This window comes from Xylophilus sp. PBN-3R (genome assembly GCF_057747805.1).
In genome coordinates this window covers 255,013-270,144 of the sequence record NZ_CM173225.1, presented here as the reverse complement: position 1 = coordinate 270,144, position 15,132 = coordinate 255,013, and the positions used below count along the sequence as shown (strand labels likewise).

The following is a 15,132-nucleotide window of genomic DNA, read 5'->3' as shown; positions in this document are numbered from 1 at the left end:
GGAAACGAGCCCGGAAATTCGGCGCCGCACCAGTTGTCTCCTCCACCTCCTCCTTTGGTGGATTTAGCCCCGAGTTGCAAAACTCGGGGCTTTTTTCTTGGCCGCCTATCATTCGCGCCTCTGGCGGTCGCCGTACCGCCGCGCTTATACGTTCGCCATGTCAACGCCGACTCCGCTGCCGCTCACCCCTGCCCAATATCTCACCCGCATCCTCAACGCGCGCGTCTACGACGTCGCTGTCGAGACTCCGCTGGAGCGCGCCCGCAATCTCAGCGAGCGCATCGGCAACACCGTGCTGCTCAAGCGCGAGGACCAGCAGCCGGTGTTCAGCTTCAAGCTGCGGGGCGCCTACAACAAGATGGCGCACCTTTCAGCCGATCAGTTGGCACGCGGCGTGATCTGCGCATCAGCGGGCAACCACGCTCAGGGTGTCGCCATGAGCGCCCGCAAGCTCGGCGCCCGTGCGGTGATCGTCATGCCGACCACCACGCCGCAACTCAAGGTCGACGCGGTGCGCGCGCTGGGCGGCGAAGTCGTGTTGTTCGGCGACAGCTATTCAGACGCCTATGTGCATTCGGTCGAGCTCGAAAAGGCCCAGGGCCTGACTTTCGTCCACCCCTTCGACGACCCGGACGTGATCGCCGGCCAGGGCACCATCGCCATGGAAGTGCTGCGGCAGGTGCAGGGCATCGGCCAGGGCCCGGGTTCGGACCGGCTCGACGCGGTGTTCGTCGCCATCGGCGGCGGCGGCCTCATCTCGGGTGTCGCCAACTACATCAAGGCGGTGCGACCGGGCGTGAAGGTGATCGGCGTCCAGATGAACGACTCGGACGCCATGATGCAGTCGGTGGCGGCGCACCGGCGGGTGACGCTGGCCGACGTCGGCCTGTTTTCGGACGGCACCGCAGTCAAGCTGGTCGGTGAAGAAACCTTCCGCATCGCCAGCGACCTGGTGGACGAATTCATGACGGTCGACACCGACGCTGTCTGCGCCGCCATCAAGGATGTCTTCGTCGACACCCGCAGCATCGTCGAGCCGGCCGGCGCGCTGGCGGTTGCGGCCATCAAGCAATATGCCGCGCGCAACGGCACGCAGGGGGAGACGTATGCAGCCATCCTCTGCGGCGCCAACATGAACTTCGACCGCCTGCGTTTCGTCGCCGAGCGGGCGGAGGTCGGGGAAGAGCGCGAGGCCCTGTTCGCGGTGACGGTGCCGGAAGAACGCGGCAGCTTCCGTCGATTCTGCGAATCCATCGGAGAACTGCCAGGCGGCCCGCGCAACGTGACCGAATTCAATTACCGCATGCGCGACAGCGCCGATGCCCGCGAAGCCCAGGTGTTCGTCGGGCTGACCACCGCCGCCCGCGGCGAATCGGCCAGCATCGCCGCGCATTTCGGCGGATTGGGTTTCCCCACGCTGGACCTGACTCACAACGAGATCGCCAAGGAACACCTGCGCCACCTGGTCGGCGGACGGCTGGGTGCCGACAGCGGTGCACCCGAACGACTTCTGCGCATCGTTTTCCCGGAACGCCCGGGCGCACTGCTCAAGTTCTTGAGCCTGATGCAGCCAAGCTGGAACATCAGCCTCTTCCACTACCGCAACCAGGGCGCCGACTATGGCCGCATCCTCGTCGGCATGCAGGTGCCGCAAGGGGAGGACGCGGCGTTTGCCGATTTCCTCGGCACGCTCGGCTACCCCTGGGTCGAAGAGACAGACAACCCCGCCTACCGCCTGTTCTTGCGGGACTGATACGCCATGCTGACCGAAGCCCTGCGGCATTACCTGCTGGCGCTGCAGTTCTTCACCCGCATTCCGGTCACGGGTGCACTGGCGGACTGGGCCGGTTTCACGCCGCAAGGATTGCGGGCGGCGGCTGGGCACTTCCCGGGTGTCGGCTGGCTCGTGGCGATGTGCGCCTGCGCTGCCTACGCGGCAGCCTGGTGGCTGTGGGGCAGCGGTCCGGCGGTGCCGATGGCTGCGGCAGTCGCCTGCACCGTCGTGACCGCGCTGATGACCGGCGCCTTCCATGAAGACGGTCTGGCCGACGTAGCCGACGGACTGGGTGGAAGCGCCGGCCGCGAACGGGCGCTGGACATCATGAAGGACTCGCGTATCGGCGCCTACGGCACGCTGGCCCTGGTGCTGGCGATCGCAGCCAAGGTTTCGCTGCTGGCCGTGCTGGGCGGGCACGGCCCGGGTCCGGTGCTGGCGGCGCTGGCCGGGGGCCACGTTTTCTCACGTTTTCTGCCCTTGTTGCTGGTGCGCTCGATGGCGCATGTGGGCGACACCGCGCGCTCCAAGAGCAAGCCGCTGGCCGACCGCATCAGTCGCAACACGCTGACCGTCGCGGCGCTCTGGTGCCTGCCGGTTCTCGTCGTTCTGCCGGCCTGCCAGGGACTGGCATTCGTGGCGCTGGGCCTGGTCTTCGCCGTGGCCGCGCTCTGGCATCTGCGGCGCATCTTCCTGCGGCGGTTGGGCGGCTTCACCGGGGATTGCCTCGGCGCCGCGCAGCAGGTCTGCGAGATCGCCTTCTATGCCGGGGCCGCTGCGGCCCTGCGTTGATCCACGGCATGCGCACACTCTGGCTGGTGCGTCATGCGACGCCGTTGATCGAGCCTGGAACCTGTTACGGAAGCCTCGACGTCGCGGCCGATGCAGCAGACACCTCGACCGTCGCCGATGCCCTGGACCTGGCGCTTCCGCCCGGCGCGATGCTGGTTTCATCCCCTCTGCAGCGTTGCCGGCAACTGGCGACCGTGTGGGCCAGTCGCCAAAACGCAATGCCGGTCCGACACGATCCGAGACTGGCGGAGATGCATTTCGGAAGCTGGGAAGGTCGCAGCTGGCAGGACATCGGCGCAGCCGCACTCGACGCCTGGACTGCGGACTTCGCCGATCACGCGCCCGGAGGCGGCGAGACGGTGCGCGGCTTCATCGGCAGGGTCGCGGCAGCGATGGACGAGGTGCCGGAAGGCGACACCGTATGGATCACCCATGCGGGTGTGGTGCGCGCGGCCGGACTCATCGCATCTGGCCGCCGGCAGATCAGGTCGGCCGAAGACTGGCCGTCACAGGCCATCGCCTTCGGCAGCTGGATCAGGCTGCGGTTGCCGGAACTTGATCGGTCGGCCTGAACTGCTGATTCAGCGCAGGGCGGGCATGTCGACCGTCAGGCTGCGGCCGCCGGAAGCATTGCCATCGGTCCCCAGCACCACACGGCGCGGCGAGACAGATTCCAGCACGAAACCCTGCACCACCGTGCTGCCGACCCGATAGGTCTTGGCCGGCTGCCCGTCAACCGCCATCAGCGCAGCACCGCCGTGGCTGCTGCCGGCCAGCACGCCGAGCAATACGAAACGGCTGGCGGCGGGCGCTGCAGCCGCGGGCCCGGCATCGGGCAAGGCACCCAGCGTGCGGGCGAGTGCATTCGTATCCGGCGCCGGCACCGACGACCGCGCGGCAGGCGGATACGGCGAGCCTGCCGCAGGCGCCGAAAGGCGCAGCCCCCAGAACACGCAACTGCCGAAAGCCAGCGCCCACAAGGCGGTGGTGGTAAGCGGAGGCACGAAACGGGAGGGGAAGATCTGTCGCATGACGGGATTATCATGGTGCGACGGCCCCGGCCGATCCTTTTCGTGCCCGGCTTCATCGTCACATTCCCGACATATGTCCCGCCTCAATTCACGCACCTTCCGACGCCTTCCGAAACGCCTGCAAGCGGGTTTCACCCTGATCGAACTGATGGTGGTGCTGGTCATCATCGGCGTGCTGGCAGCGCTGATCGTGCCCAACGTGCTCGACCGCGCCGATGACGCCCGCGTGACCGCCGCCCGCACCGACGTCAACAATCTGGTCCAGGCGCTGAAGCTGTACCGCCTCGACAACCAGCGCTACCCCAGCGCCGAGCAGGGCTTGCAGGCACTCATCGCCCGGCCCACCAGCGCACCGGTGCCGGCCAACTGGAAACCCTATCTGGACAAGCTGCCCAACGACCCCTGGGGCCGCGCCTACCAGTACCTCAACCCCGGTGTGAAGGCCGAGGTCGATGTGATGTCCTTCGGTGCCGACGGGCAGTCGGGCGGCGAGGGGAAGAATGCGGATATCGGCAGCTGGCAATAAAAGTGGCCCTCCGGCTCTTCACTTCGTGTCATTCGCCATCCCCCGTGGGGACGGCGCGGCTCGCCCTGGGGCGGCCCGGCGGCGGCCGCACGGCGACCGATTCCTAGGGCGGCTGTGTGTCCTGCCTCCCACCTCCATCGCCACCGAGTGGCAAGCGCCGCGACGCCGGCTTCACCCTTCTCGAACTGCTGGTTGTTCTGGCCATCATCGCCTTCGGCACGGCCGGCGTGGCGCTGTCGATGCGCGATCCTTCCGAGACCCGTCTCGAGCGGGAGGCCAGCCGGCTTGCCGCCCTGCTGGAATCGGCGCGCGGACAGTCGCGCGCCAGTGGCATTCCGGTGGTGTGGCGCGCCACGCCTGAAGGTTTCGCGTTCGACGGGCTTCCGGCCGGCACACTGCCAACCCGCTGGCTGGAGTCCGGCACCGGCACCGTCAGCGCCAATCCGGTCCTCCGCCTGGGCCCCGACCCGCTGATCGGAAGACAGGAGATCACCATCGCCGTGCTGGCCAAACCCGAGCGGGTGCTGCGCATCGCCACCGACGGGCTACGGCCTTTCACCGTGCTGACACCCGCTCCGTGAAACACCCTCCCACCGACCGCGCCGAAGCCGGTTTCACCCTGATCGAAGTGCTGGTGGCGCTGGCCATCGTGTCGATCGCCCTCATCGCCGGACTGCAGGCGACCAGCGCGCTCACCCGCAATGCACAGCGGCAGTCCGAAGTGGTGCTGGCCCAGTTGTGCGCCGGCAACGAACTCACGCGCATCCGTCTGGCGCGCCAGTGGCCAGGCATCGGCGACAACGACGTCAACTGCGAACAGGCCGGCCGGGTGCTGCATGTGCGGCTGTCGGTCCGCCCCACGCCCAACCCCAGCTTCCGCAGGGTCGACGCCAACGTGGACGACGGGCGTTTCCCGATCCTGCGCATTTCCACCGTGGTGGGCCGCTATTGATGGGTTCGAGACGACGCTCCCAGGGCTTCACCCTGATCGAGGTGCTGGTCGCCATCGCGGTGATGGCATTGCTGGCCGTGCTGAGCTGGCGCGGAATCGACGGGCTGTCCCGCGCCCGCGAACAGGCCCGCGTGCGGGGCGACGAAGTGCTGGCGCTGCAGGCCGGACTGTCGCAATGGGGCGTCGACCTGGACGCCATCACCGAGCGCCCCCACACCAGGCCCATCGACTGGGACGGCCGTGCGCTGCGCATCACCCGCCGCGGCAACGGCGACCCCACCGACGGCCTGCGGGTGGCCGCCTGGTCGCGCCGCACTCTGGCGGACGGCAACAGCTGGTGGCTGCGCTGGGATTCCGGCCCCCTGGTCTCGGTCGCGCAGTGGAGCCAGGCATGGAACCAGGCGGCGCTGTGGGCCCAGAACCCGGGCGAAGCCGAGCGCCTGCGCGAGGTGCCGGTGGCGCGCGCCGACAATTGGCAGCTTTTCTATTACCGCAACAACGCCTGGTCGAATCCGCTGTCCTCGGATGATTCCGCCAACCTGACCGCGGTCGCCCAGTCCATCGGGAGCACGACCGCCGTCACTTCGTCCAGCATTCCCGACGGCGTCCGGCTGGTGCTTTCGCTGTCGCCCGGACAGGCCTTTTCGGGCAACCTCACCCGCGACTGGGTCGCTCCCACCGTCACGCCGTCGCAGCAATGAAACCGCGCCGCCGACCATTCCGAAGCCAGCACGGCGCCGCCTTGCTGGCCGCCATGCTGACCGTCACCCTGGTCGCCACGCTGGCGGCATCGGCGCTATGGCAGCAGTGGCGCGACGTTGAAATCGAAACTTCCGAACGCGCCCGGGTGCAGGCGGCCTGGATGCTGGGCGGCGCGCTCGACTGGTCGCGGCTGATCCTGCGCGAGGATGTGCGGGCGGTGGCTGCCAATACCGCGCAGTCGGACGACCTGACCGAACCCTGGGCGGTGCCGCTCCAGGAGGCCCGCCTGTCCAGCTTCCTGGCGGCCGACCAGAACGACACCGGCGACGGCAGCGACGACGACGTGTTCCTGTCGGGCACCATTTCCGATGCGCAGGCCCTGTTCAATCTTCGCAACCTGGTCAACGTCAAGAACGTCGTCGACGAAACCTGGCTGACCGTCCTGCTGCAGCTGTTCAGCAAGCTCAACCTTCCCGAACAGCAGGCGCAACTGATTGCCCGCGGCCTGGCTTCGGCCCTGGCGGGAGAATCGACCGACGCTCCGCTGATGCCCGAGCGGCTGCAGGAACTGAGCTGGCTGGGCGTTTCACCTGCGACCATCGAGGCACTGAAACCCTACGCCACCATCCTCCCCGAACGCAACACCGCCATCAACCTCAACACCGCGCCCGCGCCGGTGCTGGCCGCGGTGCTGGGAACCGGCATGTCGGTGGCGCAGCGACTGGTGACGGCACGCACCAATGCGCCTTTCAAGAGCGTGGATGCAGCGCTGAAGGTAGCCAATGTCGAACCCGTCACGACGGCTGACCAGACCGCCACCGTCACCCATTATTTCGAGGTCCGGGGGCGGCTGCGCCTGCAGCAGGCCGTCGTCGAAGAACGTTCGCTGGTGCGACGCGACGGCAATACCCTGAGCATCATCTGGCGCGAACGGGCCGCGCTGGGCTTGCAAAGCCTGCCGGCGGTCGCGCGATGAACCGCATTTCTGCCTGGCGGACTGTCACAGGCCCTCTCTACAATCGCGCGCACTTCCCATGAGCACACTGATTGTTTCCATTCCCCTGCCGGCGGCCGATGGCGTCTCGCCCAGCAGTGCGGACTTCTCCTATGTGCTGACCGGCGACGGTGTTTCGGTACTGCAGCAGTCCGCCGCCCCCGCCGCCCTGCTGCCCCACACCGGCCGCGCCGGGGAGACCGTCGCAGTGGTGCCCGTCCGCGCGCTGTCGTGGCACCGCATCACCCTGCCGCCGGGCGTGCGGCCGACATCGCGCGGCAACGGGGCACCACGCCTGCGGGCCGTGCTCGACGGCCTGCTCGAAGAACACCTGCTCGATGACCCGGCCCAGCTGCATTTCGCACTGGCACCCGACCTTTCGGCGGGCGAAGCCGCCTGGATCGCCGTCTGCAACCGCGCCTGGCTGCGCAACGCACTGCTGACGCTCGAGGCCGCCGGCCACCCCGCCGCGCGCGTGGTGCCCGAATGGGCGCCGGGCGGAGACGAAACCCTGCTGCACGCCTTCGGCACACCAGACGAAGCCTGGCTGCTGGCCACCGGCATGCCACCCGGCGGCGCGCTGTCGTTGATGCCGCTGGCCGCCAGTTCGCTGGCCATCCTGCCATTGGATGTCGCCGCCGCGCCCCTGCTGGCAGAACCCGCCATCGCCGTATTGGCCGAAACCTGCGCCGGCCGGCCCGCGCAACTCGAAACGCCCGCCGCCCGCTGGCTGTCCGCCGCCCGAGGCCGATGGGACCTGGCGCAATTCGACCTGGCCAGCAGCGGCCGCACCCGTGTCGTCAAACGTGCCGGAGCCCTGATGGGCGAACTGATGCGCGCCCCGCAATGGCGTGCCGCCCGCTGGGGCGCCGGCCTGCTGGTGGCCGCGCAGGTCGTCGGGTTGAACGCCTGGGCCTGGAAGGAAAACAACGCGGTGCAGGCCCAGGACGCCATGGTGCGCGGACTGCTCACCACCACTTTCCCGAACGTGCGGGTGGTGGTCGATGCTCCGGTCCAGATGGAACGCGAACTGGTGAACCTGCGCCAGGCCAGCGGCGCCGCTTCGGCATCCGGCGCCGAAGCCCTGCTGGCGACCGTCGGCGCGGCATTGCCCGCCGGCCACAGCGCCACTGCGCTCGAATATTCGGGCACCGAACTCCGCCTGGTCGGCCTGCAACTGCAGGGCGAAGAAGCCGGCAACCTGATCAGCGCCCTGCGCACCCGCGGCATCGCCGCCCGCACCGAGGGCGAAGCCCTGATGCTGCACACCGAGACCGCGCCATGAAACGCCCGACCGCAACGTCGCCTCTGGCCGCCCGAGCCGACGCCGCCCTGGCACCACTACGTGCCCGCTGGGCATTGATGTCGCCGCGCGAGCGGTATCTCAGCACCCTCGCCGCATCGGCCGTCGGCATCCTGCTGGTGTGGGCCATCGCGCTGGCACCGGCCCTCAAGTCGCTGCAGAAGAGCCAGGCCCAACGGGTGGTGCTCGACGGCCAGATGCAGCAGATGCTGGCGCTGCAGGCCGAAGCCAGGCAACTGGCCGCTCAGCCGAAGATCGGCCGCGACGCCGCGCAGAAGGCGCTGCGCGAATCGGTCGCCGCACTGGGCACCGGCGCCCAGATGCAGTCGAGCGGCGAACGGGCCATCGTCACCCTGCAGAACGTGCCGGCCGCCAGCGTTGCCGCATGGCTCGGCCAGGCCCGCACCGACGCACGCGCCATTCCGGTCGAGGTCCGGCTGGTGCGCAGCCCGGTGCGTACGTCGGCCACGGCCGGCAGCCGTGGCACTCCGCCGGCACGCCCCAATGTCCCGGCCGCCGCCGCACCGGGTGGCCAACCCGCGGCCGAGCTCATGCAGAACGTGCCGCCGGCAGTCGCTGCACCCGCCCCGGCCGTCGTCAACGACGCCCGCTGGGACGGCACGGTGGTTCTGGCCCTGCCGGCTTCCTGATCCGCCCGATGGTCCGCCGCTCCGCCCACATCCGCAGCGAGGTGCCGCGCACCGCGCGCCGCCGCACGCCCATCACCGTCGCGGGGCTGATCGGCGCGGTGCTGGGCGCCGTGCTGGCGCTGGTGCTGTTCGCGCCTGCCCGCTGGCTGGCGCAGACCGCCGCTTCCGTCAGCAATGGCCACCTGCTGTTCACCGATGCCCGCGGCACCGTCTGGAACGGCTCGGCCCAGATGGTGCTGGCCGGCGGCAGCGGCAGCACCGACGCCGCGGCCCTGCCCGACCGCATCGAATGGCAGTTGCGCCCGGCCCTCGCCGGCCTGCGGCTGCACCTGCGTGCCGCCTGCTGCACGGCACAGCCGCTGGTGCTGCATGCCGATGCCGGTTTCGACGGCGTCCGCATCCGCGTCGACAACGGCCAGTCGTCCTGGCCCGCCGCCCTGCTCAGCGGCCTGGGCACGCCTTTCAACACGCTGCAACCCGAAGGCACGCTGGCGCTCAGCACCAGCGGACTGGCCTTGCACCTGGCCGCCGGACGCCTGTCGGTCGCCGGCCGTGCCGACTTCAACCTGCGCGACATGGCCTCCAGCCTGTCGCCGCTGCGCCCGCTGGGCAGCTACCGGCTGTCGGTGCAGGGCGGCAACGTGCCGGGGCTGGACCTCAGCACACTCGACGGCCCGCTGCGGCTTTCGGGCACCGGCCAGTGGGTCGGCAACCGCCTGCGGTTCATCGGCGAGGCACGGGCCCTGCCGGAGCGCGAAGCCGCGCTCTCCGTCCTCCTGAATCTCCTGGGGCGCCGCGTCGGCGCAACCTCCGTCATCACCTTGGGCTAACGCCATGCCATCTTTCCCGCCCTCCTCGTTCCGTCCGGCGCCTTTTGCCCGTGCCTCCATGGCCGCGCTGCTGTCCATCCTGCTGGCCCAGCCGGGCGCGGTGTTCGCCCAGGTCGCACGCGGCGCGCTGCCTTCGGTGGTCGGTTCGCGTGAACCGGTCACCCTCAATTTCACCAATGCCGAAATCGAGGCGGTGGCGCGTACGCTGTCGACCATCACCGGCCGCAACATGGTGGTCGACCCGCGGGTGAAGGGCACCATGTCGCTGATGACCGAGCGGCCGGTGCCGCCCAACATCGCTTTCGACCAGTTCTTGGCCGCCCTGCGCCTGCAGGGTTTCACGGTGGTCGAATCCGCCGGCCTGTACAAGGTGGTGCCCGAGGCCGACGCCAAGCTGCAGGGCGGATCGGTGACGGTGGGCAACGGACCGCGCACCGGCGGCAACCAGGTGGTCACCCAGATCTTCCGGCTGAACTTCGAGAACGCAGCCAACCTGGTGCCGGTGCTGCGCCCGCTGATCAGCCCCAACAACACCATCAACGTCAACCCGGGCAACAACTCGCTGGTCATCACCGACTACGCCGACAACCTGCAGCGGCTGGCGCGGATCATCGCGTCGATGGACGTGTCCAACGCCACCGATGTCGAGGTGATTCCGCTGCGTTATGCCAATGCGGTCGATGTGGTGCCGCTGGTGTCGCGGCTGATCGAAGGCACCGGCTCGACGTCTACCGCCGCTGCAGGCGCGGCCCCCGGCGGCGCTGCCGCGGGCGGCCAGAGCGACAACAGCTACCGCACCACGCTGATCGCCGAACCGCGCAGCAATGCCCTCATCGTGCGCAGCGCCAACCCGGCACGGCTGGCGCTGGTGCGTTCGCTGGTGGCAAGGCTCGACGCACCGACCGCGCTCGGCCCGAACGGCGATGCCGGCAACATCTATGTCGTCTACCTGAAGAACGCCGAAGCCACGCGCATCGCGGTTGCCCTGCGGGCGGCGCTGGCTTCGCTGACGGCCGGCAGCGGCACCGCTGGCACCAGCGGTGCCACGCAGTCGACGCCCACCGCGTCGACCGGCACCACCGCGCTGCCGACCGCACTCACCAACCTGAGCGGCAGCAGCAACTCCAGCAGCAACAGCTCGACCCTGGGCAGCAGCGCATCGGGCAACTTTGCCAACAGCGCCATGCCGTCCACCGGCGGGAGCATCCAGGCGGACCCGGCCACCAACTCGCTGATCATCACGGCCACCGAACCGCAATATCGCCAGTTGCGCGCCGTCATCGAGAAGCTCGACGGCCGCCGCGCACAGGTGCTGGTCGAAAGCCTGATCGTGGAAGTCAACGCCAACAAGGTGGCCGACTTCGGCATCCAGTGGCAGAGCGTGCTGGGTAACTCGGGCAGCACCATCGGCGTGCTGGGCACCAACTCCAGTGTGGCCGGCACCAACATCATCAGCGCGGCCGTGGCCGCCGCCAGCGGCACCACCGCCCTGGCATCGGCTGCGTCCGGCCTGGGCAACGGCTTCAACGCGGCCATCGTTCCCCGCATCAATGGCAAGTACTACCTGGGTGCGCTGGCCACCTTCCTGCAGAACACTGGCGATGCCAACATCCTGTCGACACCCAACCTGCTGACGCTCGACAACGAGGAAGCCAAGATCGTCATCGGCCAGAACGTCCCCTTCGTCACCGGTTCGACCATCCTGACGTCGGGTGCCACCACCAGCCCCTACACCTCGGTGGAGCGCAAGGACGTCGGCCTGACGCTGCGGGTCAAACCGCAGATCAACGCCAACGGCACGGTGAAGATGGCGATCTTCCAGGAAGTCTCCAGCGTCGACTCGGCCACGCTCACCAATACCAACGGACCGACCACCACCAAACGCTCCATCGAATCCAACGTGCTGGTCGAGGACGGCAGCATCGTCGTGCTCGGCGGCCTGCTGGCCGATGACTACTCACTCAGCCAGGACAAGGTTCCCGGCCTCGGTGACGTGCCGGTTTTCGGGGCCCTGTTCCGCAGCGAGAAACGCACCCGCAACAAGAGCAACCTGATGGTTTTCCTGCGGCCGGTGGTGGTGCGTGACGCATCCGAAAGCGATGCGCTCACCCAGGACCGCTACGACGCCATCCGCACACTCCAGCAGAACGTGCAACCCGCGCCGAGCCCGGTCTTGAACAGCATCAACGCCGCGCCGGTGCTGCCGGTGTTTCCGCAGCCCGCGGGCAACTCGCGCGCCCGCGGCGACGACTCCATCACCGGCACCACGCTGGTACCACCGCCGATGCCGCCGACCGTCACCGCCCCTTCGGGCCCGCCGCGCCGTGGTGTCCTGGCCCCCACCGCCGACCCGCTGTCCCGCCAGGAAACCCAGTGACCCGCTATCCACTGCCCTACGGTTTTGCCCGCGCGCACCAGCTGCTGCTGGAAGACACCGACGGCGAACTGACGCTGTGGCACGGCCCGGCGCCCGACGCTTCTGCCTGCGGTGAGGTGCTCCGCCGCCATGCGGTGCGTTCACTGCAGCGCATCGACGCCCCTGCACTGGCCCAGCGCATCAGCGCCGCCTATGCCCAGGGCGAATCCAGCGCCGCCACGGTCGTCAGCGAGGTCGAGAGCGACGCCGACCTGTCGCGGATGATGCAGGAGCTGCCGGCGATCGAGGACTTGCTCGAAACCGCCGACGACGCACCCATCATCCGCATGCTCAACGCCCTGCTCACCCAGGCCGCGCGCGACGGCGCCAGCGACATCCACATCGAACCCTATGAACGCCATTCCAGCGTGCGTTTCCGGGTCGATGGCGCGCTGCGTGAAGTGGTGCAGCCCAACCGGGCCCTGCATGCCGCCCTGATCTCGCGCCTGAAGATCATGGCCGACCTGGACATCTCCGAAAAACGCTTGCCGCAGGACGGCCGCATCTCGCTGCGCATCGGCACCCGGGCGGTCGACGTGCGGGTGTCCACCCTGCCTTCGGCCTACGGCGAACGTGCGGTGCTGCGGCTGCTGGACAAGAGCGAAAGCAAGATCAGCCTGGAGTCGGTCGGCATGCAGGGCGAGGTGCTGCACAGGTTCCAGAAGCTCATCGGCCAGCCGCACGGCATCGTGCTGGTGACCGGCCCCACCGGCTCGGGCAAGACCACCACGCTGTATGCGTCGCTGGCGCGGCTGGACGCCACGCAGAACAACATCATGACGGTCGAGGACCCGATCGAATACGAGCTGCCCGGCGTCGGCCAGACCCAGGTCAACAACAAGATCGACCTGGACTTCGCGCGCGCCCTGCGGGCCATCCTGCGGCAGGATCCGGACATCGTGATGATCGGCGAGATCCGCGATTTCGAGACCGCGCAGATCGCCATCCAGGCGTCCCTCACCGGCCATCTGGTGCTGGCCACGCTGCACACCAACGATGCCGCCAGCGCCGTCACCCGGCTGATCGACATGGGGGTCGAGCCCTTCCTGTTGTCCAGCTCGCTGCTGGGCGTGCTGGCCCAGCGGCTGGTGCGCAAGCTCGACCCGGGCGAGGTCAGCGGTTACCGCGGCCGCACCGGCGTGTTCGAACTGCTGGTGGTGGACGACGCCATCCGCGAGCAGATCCACGGCCAGGCGGCCGAAGCCAAGATCCGCGAAACCGCACTGGCCAACGGCATGCAGCTGATGCGCCAGGACGGCGAACGGCTGGTGGCAGAAGGCATCACCTCACCCGAAGAAGTGCTGCGCGTCACGCGGGACTGACAGGCGGTTCTGGCTCCATCCACACACCTCCGGCCAGCATGATCTGGTGGTGGCCACAGCCGGCCGGGATCATCGGGTAACAGTTCTCCTGTGCCGCTACCCGGACGTCGAGGAAGAACGGACCGGGATACGCCAGGCACTCGTCCAGCGCGGCCCGCAGTTCGGCCGGGTCGTCCACCCGCCGCGCGCCCCATCCGAACGCTTTTGCCAGGGCCACGAAATCGGGCAGGGCCGCGTTCCAGCTGTGGCTCAGACGGTTGCCGTGGTTCAGCTCCTGCCACTGCCGCACCATGCCCATGTAGCCGTTGTTCGACAGCACCACCTTCACCGGCGCGGCATGCTGCACCGCCGTGGACAGCTCCTGGATGTTCATCAGGATGGACGCATCGCCGCTGACACACACCACCGTCCGTTCGGGGAAAGCCACCTGCGCGCCGATGGCCGCCGGCAGCCCGTAACCCATGGTGCCGGCTCCGCCCGAAGTCAGCCAGCGCCGCGGCCGGTCGAACCGCAGGTATTGAGCCGCCCACATCTGGTGCTGGCCGACATCGGTCGACACCGACGCATCGTGCCCCGCGAGGGACTGCTGCAGCGCGGCCATCAATTGCTGCGGCAGGATGGCATCGCTGCGCGGCGTGAAGCCCAGGCAGTCGCGGCTGCGCCAGGCTTCGATACGGGCCCACCATGGCGTCAGCCGCGCCGGGTCGTGCTGGCCGGCAGCGAGCGCGGGTTCGGCCAGCAGCGCCTTCAGCGCACTGCCGCAATCGGCCACCACCGGCACGTCGACCTTCACCGTGCGATGGATGCTGGCCGGGTCGATGTCGACATGGATCTTGCGGGCCTGCGGGCAGAAGTCGGCCAGCCTGCCGGTGACACGGTCGTCGAAACGCGCGCCGATGTTGATCACCAGGTCGGCCTCGTGCATCGCCAGGTTGGCCTCGACCGTGCCGTGCATGCCCAGCATGCCGACAAAGGCCGGGTCGGAAGCGGGAAAGGCGCCCAGGCCCATCAGCGTCAGGGTGCAGGGCGCGCCCAGGCGGTGGACCAGTTCGGTGAAATCGGCACAGGCCTCGGGACCGGCGTTGACCAAACCGCCACCGCCGTAGAACACCGGCCGGCGAGCGCTGGCGATGAGTTCCGCCGCTCGCTGGATGCTGGCCGGTGACGGGGGTTCCGGCTCTGCGCGTTTCCAGTGTTGCGACGGTACGGGCGTGTGGCGGACCAGGTCCAGTTGCACGTCCTTGGGCACGTCCAGCAGAACCGGCCCCGGCCGGCCGTCGGCCGCCACGGCCAGCGCCTTGGCCACCATGGCGGCCGCATCGTCGGCGCAACGCAGTTGGTGGTTCCACTTGGTCACCGGGCGGGACATGCCGAGCGCATCGCTTTCCTGGAAGGCCTGGGTGCCGATCACCGCCGTCGCCACCTGTCCGCTGATGCACAGCAGGGGCACCGAATCGCTGATGGCGTCGAGCAGGCCCGAGATGGTGTTCGCCACACCCGGGCCGGAGGTGACCAGCACGACGCCGACCCGCCCGGTGCTGCGGGCGTAACCCTCGGCCGCGTGGACCGCCGCCTGTTCATGGCGCACCAGCACGTGGCGCAGGCGGGGTTCGCCGTGCAGGGCGTCGTACAGCGGCAAGGCCGCGCCGCCGGGGTAACCGAAGAGTGTGTCGACGCCGGCTTCGACCAGCGCGCCCAGCAAGGTCTGCGCGCCGTTGAGGGGTGCAACCAGCGCGGGCAGCGCGGGCAATCCGAGAGGTCGTTCCAGAACTTTTTCCATCTGGAGATTTTTCCGGAGAACGACCGGAATATGCTTCGTCTTTTTCAGCCAATTAGCCAG

The 15,132-nt window shown here is 68.8% G+C and carries 15 protein-coding genes; 13 read left to right on the top strand and 2 right to left on the bottom strand.

Annotated elements, in window-relative coordinates; all coding sequences use genetic code 11:
* The first annotated feature begins 157 nt into the window (after positions 1 to 157).
* Genes ilvA through AC3ANW_RS01300 form a run of 3 tightly spaced genes read left to right on the top strand, consistent with a single transcriptional unit; the run spans position 158 to position 3,138 of the window.
* A complete protein-coding gene (ilvA, locus tag AC3ANW_RS01310; RefSeq protein ID WP_488343410.1) occupies positions 158 to 1,753 on the top strand; it encodes a threonine ammonia-lyase, biosynthetic in 1,596 nt (531 codons plus the stop codon).
* A 6-nt stretch (positions 1,754 to 1,759) separates the two neighbouring features.
* The gene (locus AC3ANW_RS01305) at positions 1,760 to 2,566 is read left to right on the top strand and encodes an adenosylcobinamide-GDP ribazoletransferase (RefSeq protein ID WP_488343409.1); all 807 of its coding nucleotides are present in this window, start codon (positions 1,760 to 1,762) and stop codon (positions 2,564 to 2,566) included.
* A gap of 8 nt (positions 2,567 to 2,574) precedes the next feature.
* Positions 2,575 to 3,138: a histidine phosphatase family protein gene (locus AC3ANW_RS01300; RefSeq protein WP_488343408.1), complete on the top strand. Its 564-nt coding sequence runs from the start codon at positions 2,575 to 2,577 to the stop codon at positions 3,136 to 3,138.
* Between the two features lie 9 nt (positions 3,139 to 3,147).
* Here the strand turns inward: AC3ANW_RS01300 and AC3ANW_RS01295 are convergent, their stop codons facing one another.
* Positions 3,148 to 3,597, bottom strand: a complete 450-nt coding sequence (locus AC3ANW_RS01295) for a type II secretion system protein N (RefSeq protein WP_488343407.1) — start codon at positions 3,595 to 3,597, stop codon at positions 3,148 to 3,150.
* 73 nt (positions 3,598 to 3,670) lie between these two features.
* Here AC3ANW_RS01295 and gspG point away from each other — a divergent pair, with 73 nt between their 5' ends.
* From gspG to AC3ANW_RS01245, 10 genes are all read left to right on the top strand, one after another.
* A complete protein-coding gene (gene gspG / locus AC3ANW_RS01290) occupies positions 3,671 to 4,123 on the top strand; it encodes a type II secretion system major pseudopilin GspG (RefSeq protein ID WP_488343406.1) in 453 nt (150 codons plus the stop codon).
* Between the two features lie 116 nt (positions 4,124 to 4,239).
* The gene (locus AC3ANW_RS01285) at positions 4,240 to 4,704 is read left to right on the top strand and encodes a prepilin-type N-terminal cleavage/methylation domain-containing protein (protein ID WP_488343405.1); all 465 of its coding nucleotides are present in this window, start codon (positions 4,240 to 4,242) and stop codon (positions 4,702 to 4,704) included.
* Complete coding sequence (gene gspI / locus AC3ANW_RS01280; protein ID WP_488343404.1) at positions 4,701 to 5,075, top strand: type II secretion system minor pseudopilin GspI; 375 nt, start codon at positions 4,701 to 4,703, stop codon at positions 5,073 to 5,075. The genes AC3ANW_RS01285 and gspI overlap by 4 nt, the downstream gene beginning before the upstream one ends.
* Positions 5,075 to 5,776, top strand: a complete 702-nt coding sequence (locus AC3ANW_RS01275; protein WP_488343403.1) for a PulJ/GspJ family protein — start codon at positions 5,075 to 5,077, stop codon at positions 5,774 to 5,776. Before gspI ends, AC3ANW_RS01275 begins: the two co-directional genes overlap by 1 nt.
* On the top strand, positions 5,773 to 6,753 hold the full coding sequence (gspK, locus tag AC3ANW_RS01270; protein ID WP_488343402.1) for a type II secretion system minor pseudopilin GspK: 981 nt from the start codon (positions 5,773 to 5,775) through the stop codon (positions 6,751 to 6,753). The genes AC3ANW_RS01275 and gspK overlap by 4 nt, the downstream gene beginning before the upstream one ends.
* Before the next feature lie 58 nt (positions 6,754 to 6,811).
* Positions 6,812 to 8,056 (top strand): type II secretion system protein GspL, encoded by a 1,245-nt coding sequence (gene gspL, locus AC3ANW_RS01265; RefSeq protein WP_488343401.1) that lies wholly within the window; start codon positions 6,812 to 6,814, stop codon positions 8,054 to 8,056.
* The gene (locus tag AC3ANW_RS01260) at positions 8,053 to 8,724 is read left to right on the top strand and encodes a type II secretion system protein M (RefSeq protein WP_488343400.1); all 672 of its coding nucleotides are present in this window, start codon (positions 8,053 to 8,055) and stop codon (positions 8,722 to 8,724) included. Before gspL ends, AC3ANW_RS01260 begins: the two co-directional genes overlap by 4 nt.
* An 8-nt stretch (positions 8,725 to 8,732) precedes the next feature.
* Positions 8,733 to 9,554, top strand: coding sequence for a type II secretion system protein N (gspN, locus tag AC3ANW_RS01255; protein ID WP_488343399.1), 822 nt, complete (start codon positions 8,733 to 8,735; stop codon positions 9,552 to 9,554).
* 4 nt (positions 9,555 to 9,558) lie between these two features.
* Positions 9,559 to 11,931 carry a type II secretion system secretin GspD gene (gene gspD / locus AC3ANW_RS01250; RefSeq protein ID WP_488343398.1) on the top strand — a complete coding sequence of 791 codons (2,373 nt, stop codon included), beginning with the start codon at positions 9,559 to 9,561 and terminating at the stop codon, positions 11,929 to 11,931.
* Positions 11,928 to 13,292 carry a GspE/PulE family protein gene (locus AC3ANW_RS01245; RefSeq protein ID WP_488343397.1) on the top strand — a complete coding sequence of 455 codons (1,365 nt, stop codon included), beginning with the start codon at positions 11,928 to 11,930 and terminating at the stop codon, positions 13,290 to 13,292. The genes gspD and AC3ANW_RS01245 overlap by 4 nt, the downstream gene beginning before the upstream one ends.
* On the opposite strand, the gene ilvB is transcribed toward AC3ANW_RS01245, so the two are convergent.
* Complete coding sequence (ilvB, locus tag AC3ANW_RS01240) at positions 13,279 to 15,072, bottom strand: biosynthetic-type acetolactate synthase large subunit (protein WP_488343396.1); 1,794 nt, start codon at positions 15,070 to 15,072, stop codon at positions 13,279 to 13,281. The two genes, AC3ANW_RS01245 and ilvB, sit on opposite strands and share 14 nt — an antisense overlap.
* Between the last annotated feature and the right edge of the window lie 60 nt (positions 15,073 to 15,132).

Coding starts and splice junctions, on each gene's coding strand:
- AC3ANW_RS01300 (WP_488343408.1), top strand. CDS start 2,575: ATGCGCACACTCTGGCTGGTGCGTCATGCGACGCCGTTGATCGAGCCT.
- ilvA (WP_488343410.1), top strand. CDS start 158: ATGTCAACGCCGACTCCGCTGCCGCTCACCCCTGCCCAATATCTCACC.
- gspL (WP_488343401.1), top strand. CDS start 6,812: ATGAGCACACTGATTGTTTCCATTCCCCTGCCGGCGGCCGATGGCGTC.
- gspN (WP_488343399.1), top strand. CDS start 8,733: ATGGTCCGCCGCTCCGCCCACATCCGCAGCGAGGTGCCGCGCACCGCG.
- gspG (WP_488343406.1), top strand. CDS start 3,671: ATGTCCCGCCTCAATTCACGCACCTTCCGACGCCTTCCGAAACGCCTG.
- gspK (WP_488343402.1), top strand. CDS start 5,773: ATGAAACCGCGCCGCCGACCATTCCGAAGCCAGCACGGCGCCGCCTTG.
- AC3ANW_RS01275 (WP_488343403.1), top strand. CDS start 5,075: ATGGGTTCGAGACGACGCTCCCAGGGCTTCACCCTGATCGAGGTGCTG.
- AC3ANW_RS01295 (WP_488343407.1), bottom strand. CDS start 3,597: ATGCGACAGATCTTCCCCTCCCGTTTCGTGCCTCCGCTTACCACCACC.
- AC3ANW_RS01260 (WP_488343400.1), top strand. CDS start 8,053: ATGAAACGCCCGACCGCAACGTCGCCTCTGGCCGCCCGAGCCGACGCC.
- AC3ANW_RS01305 (WP_488343409.1), top strand. CDS start 1,760: ATGCTGACCGAAGCCCTGCGGCATTACCTGCTGGCGCTGCAGTTCTTC.
- gspD (WP_488343398.1), top strand. CDS start 9,559: ATGCCATCTTTCCCGCCCTCCTCGTTCCGTCCGGCGCCTTTTGCCCGT.
- ilvB (WP_488343396.1), bottom strand. CDS start 15,072: ATGGAAAAAGTTCTGGAACGACCTCTCGGATTGCCCGCGCTGCCCGCG.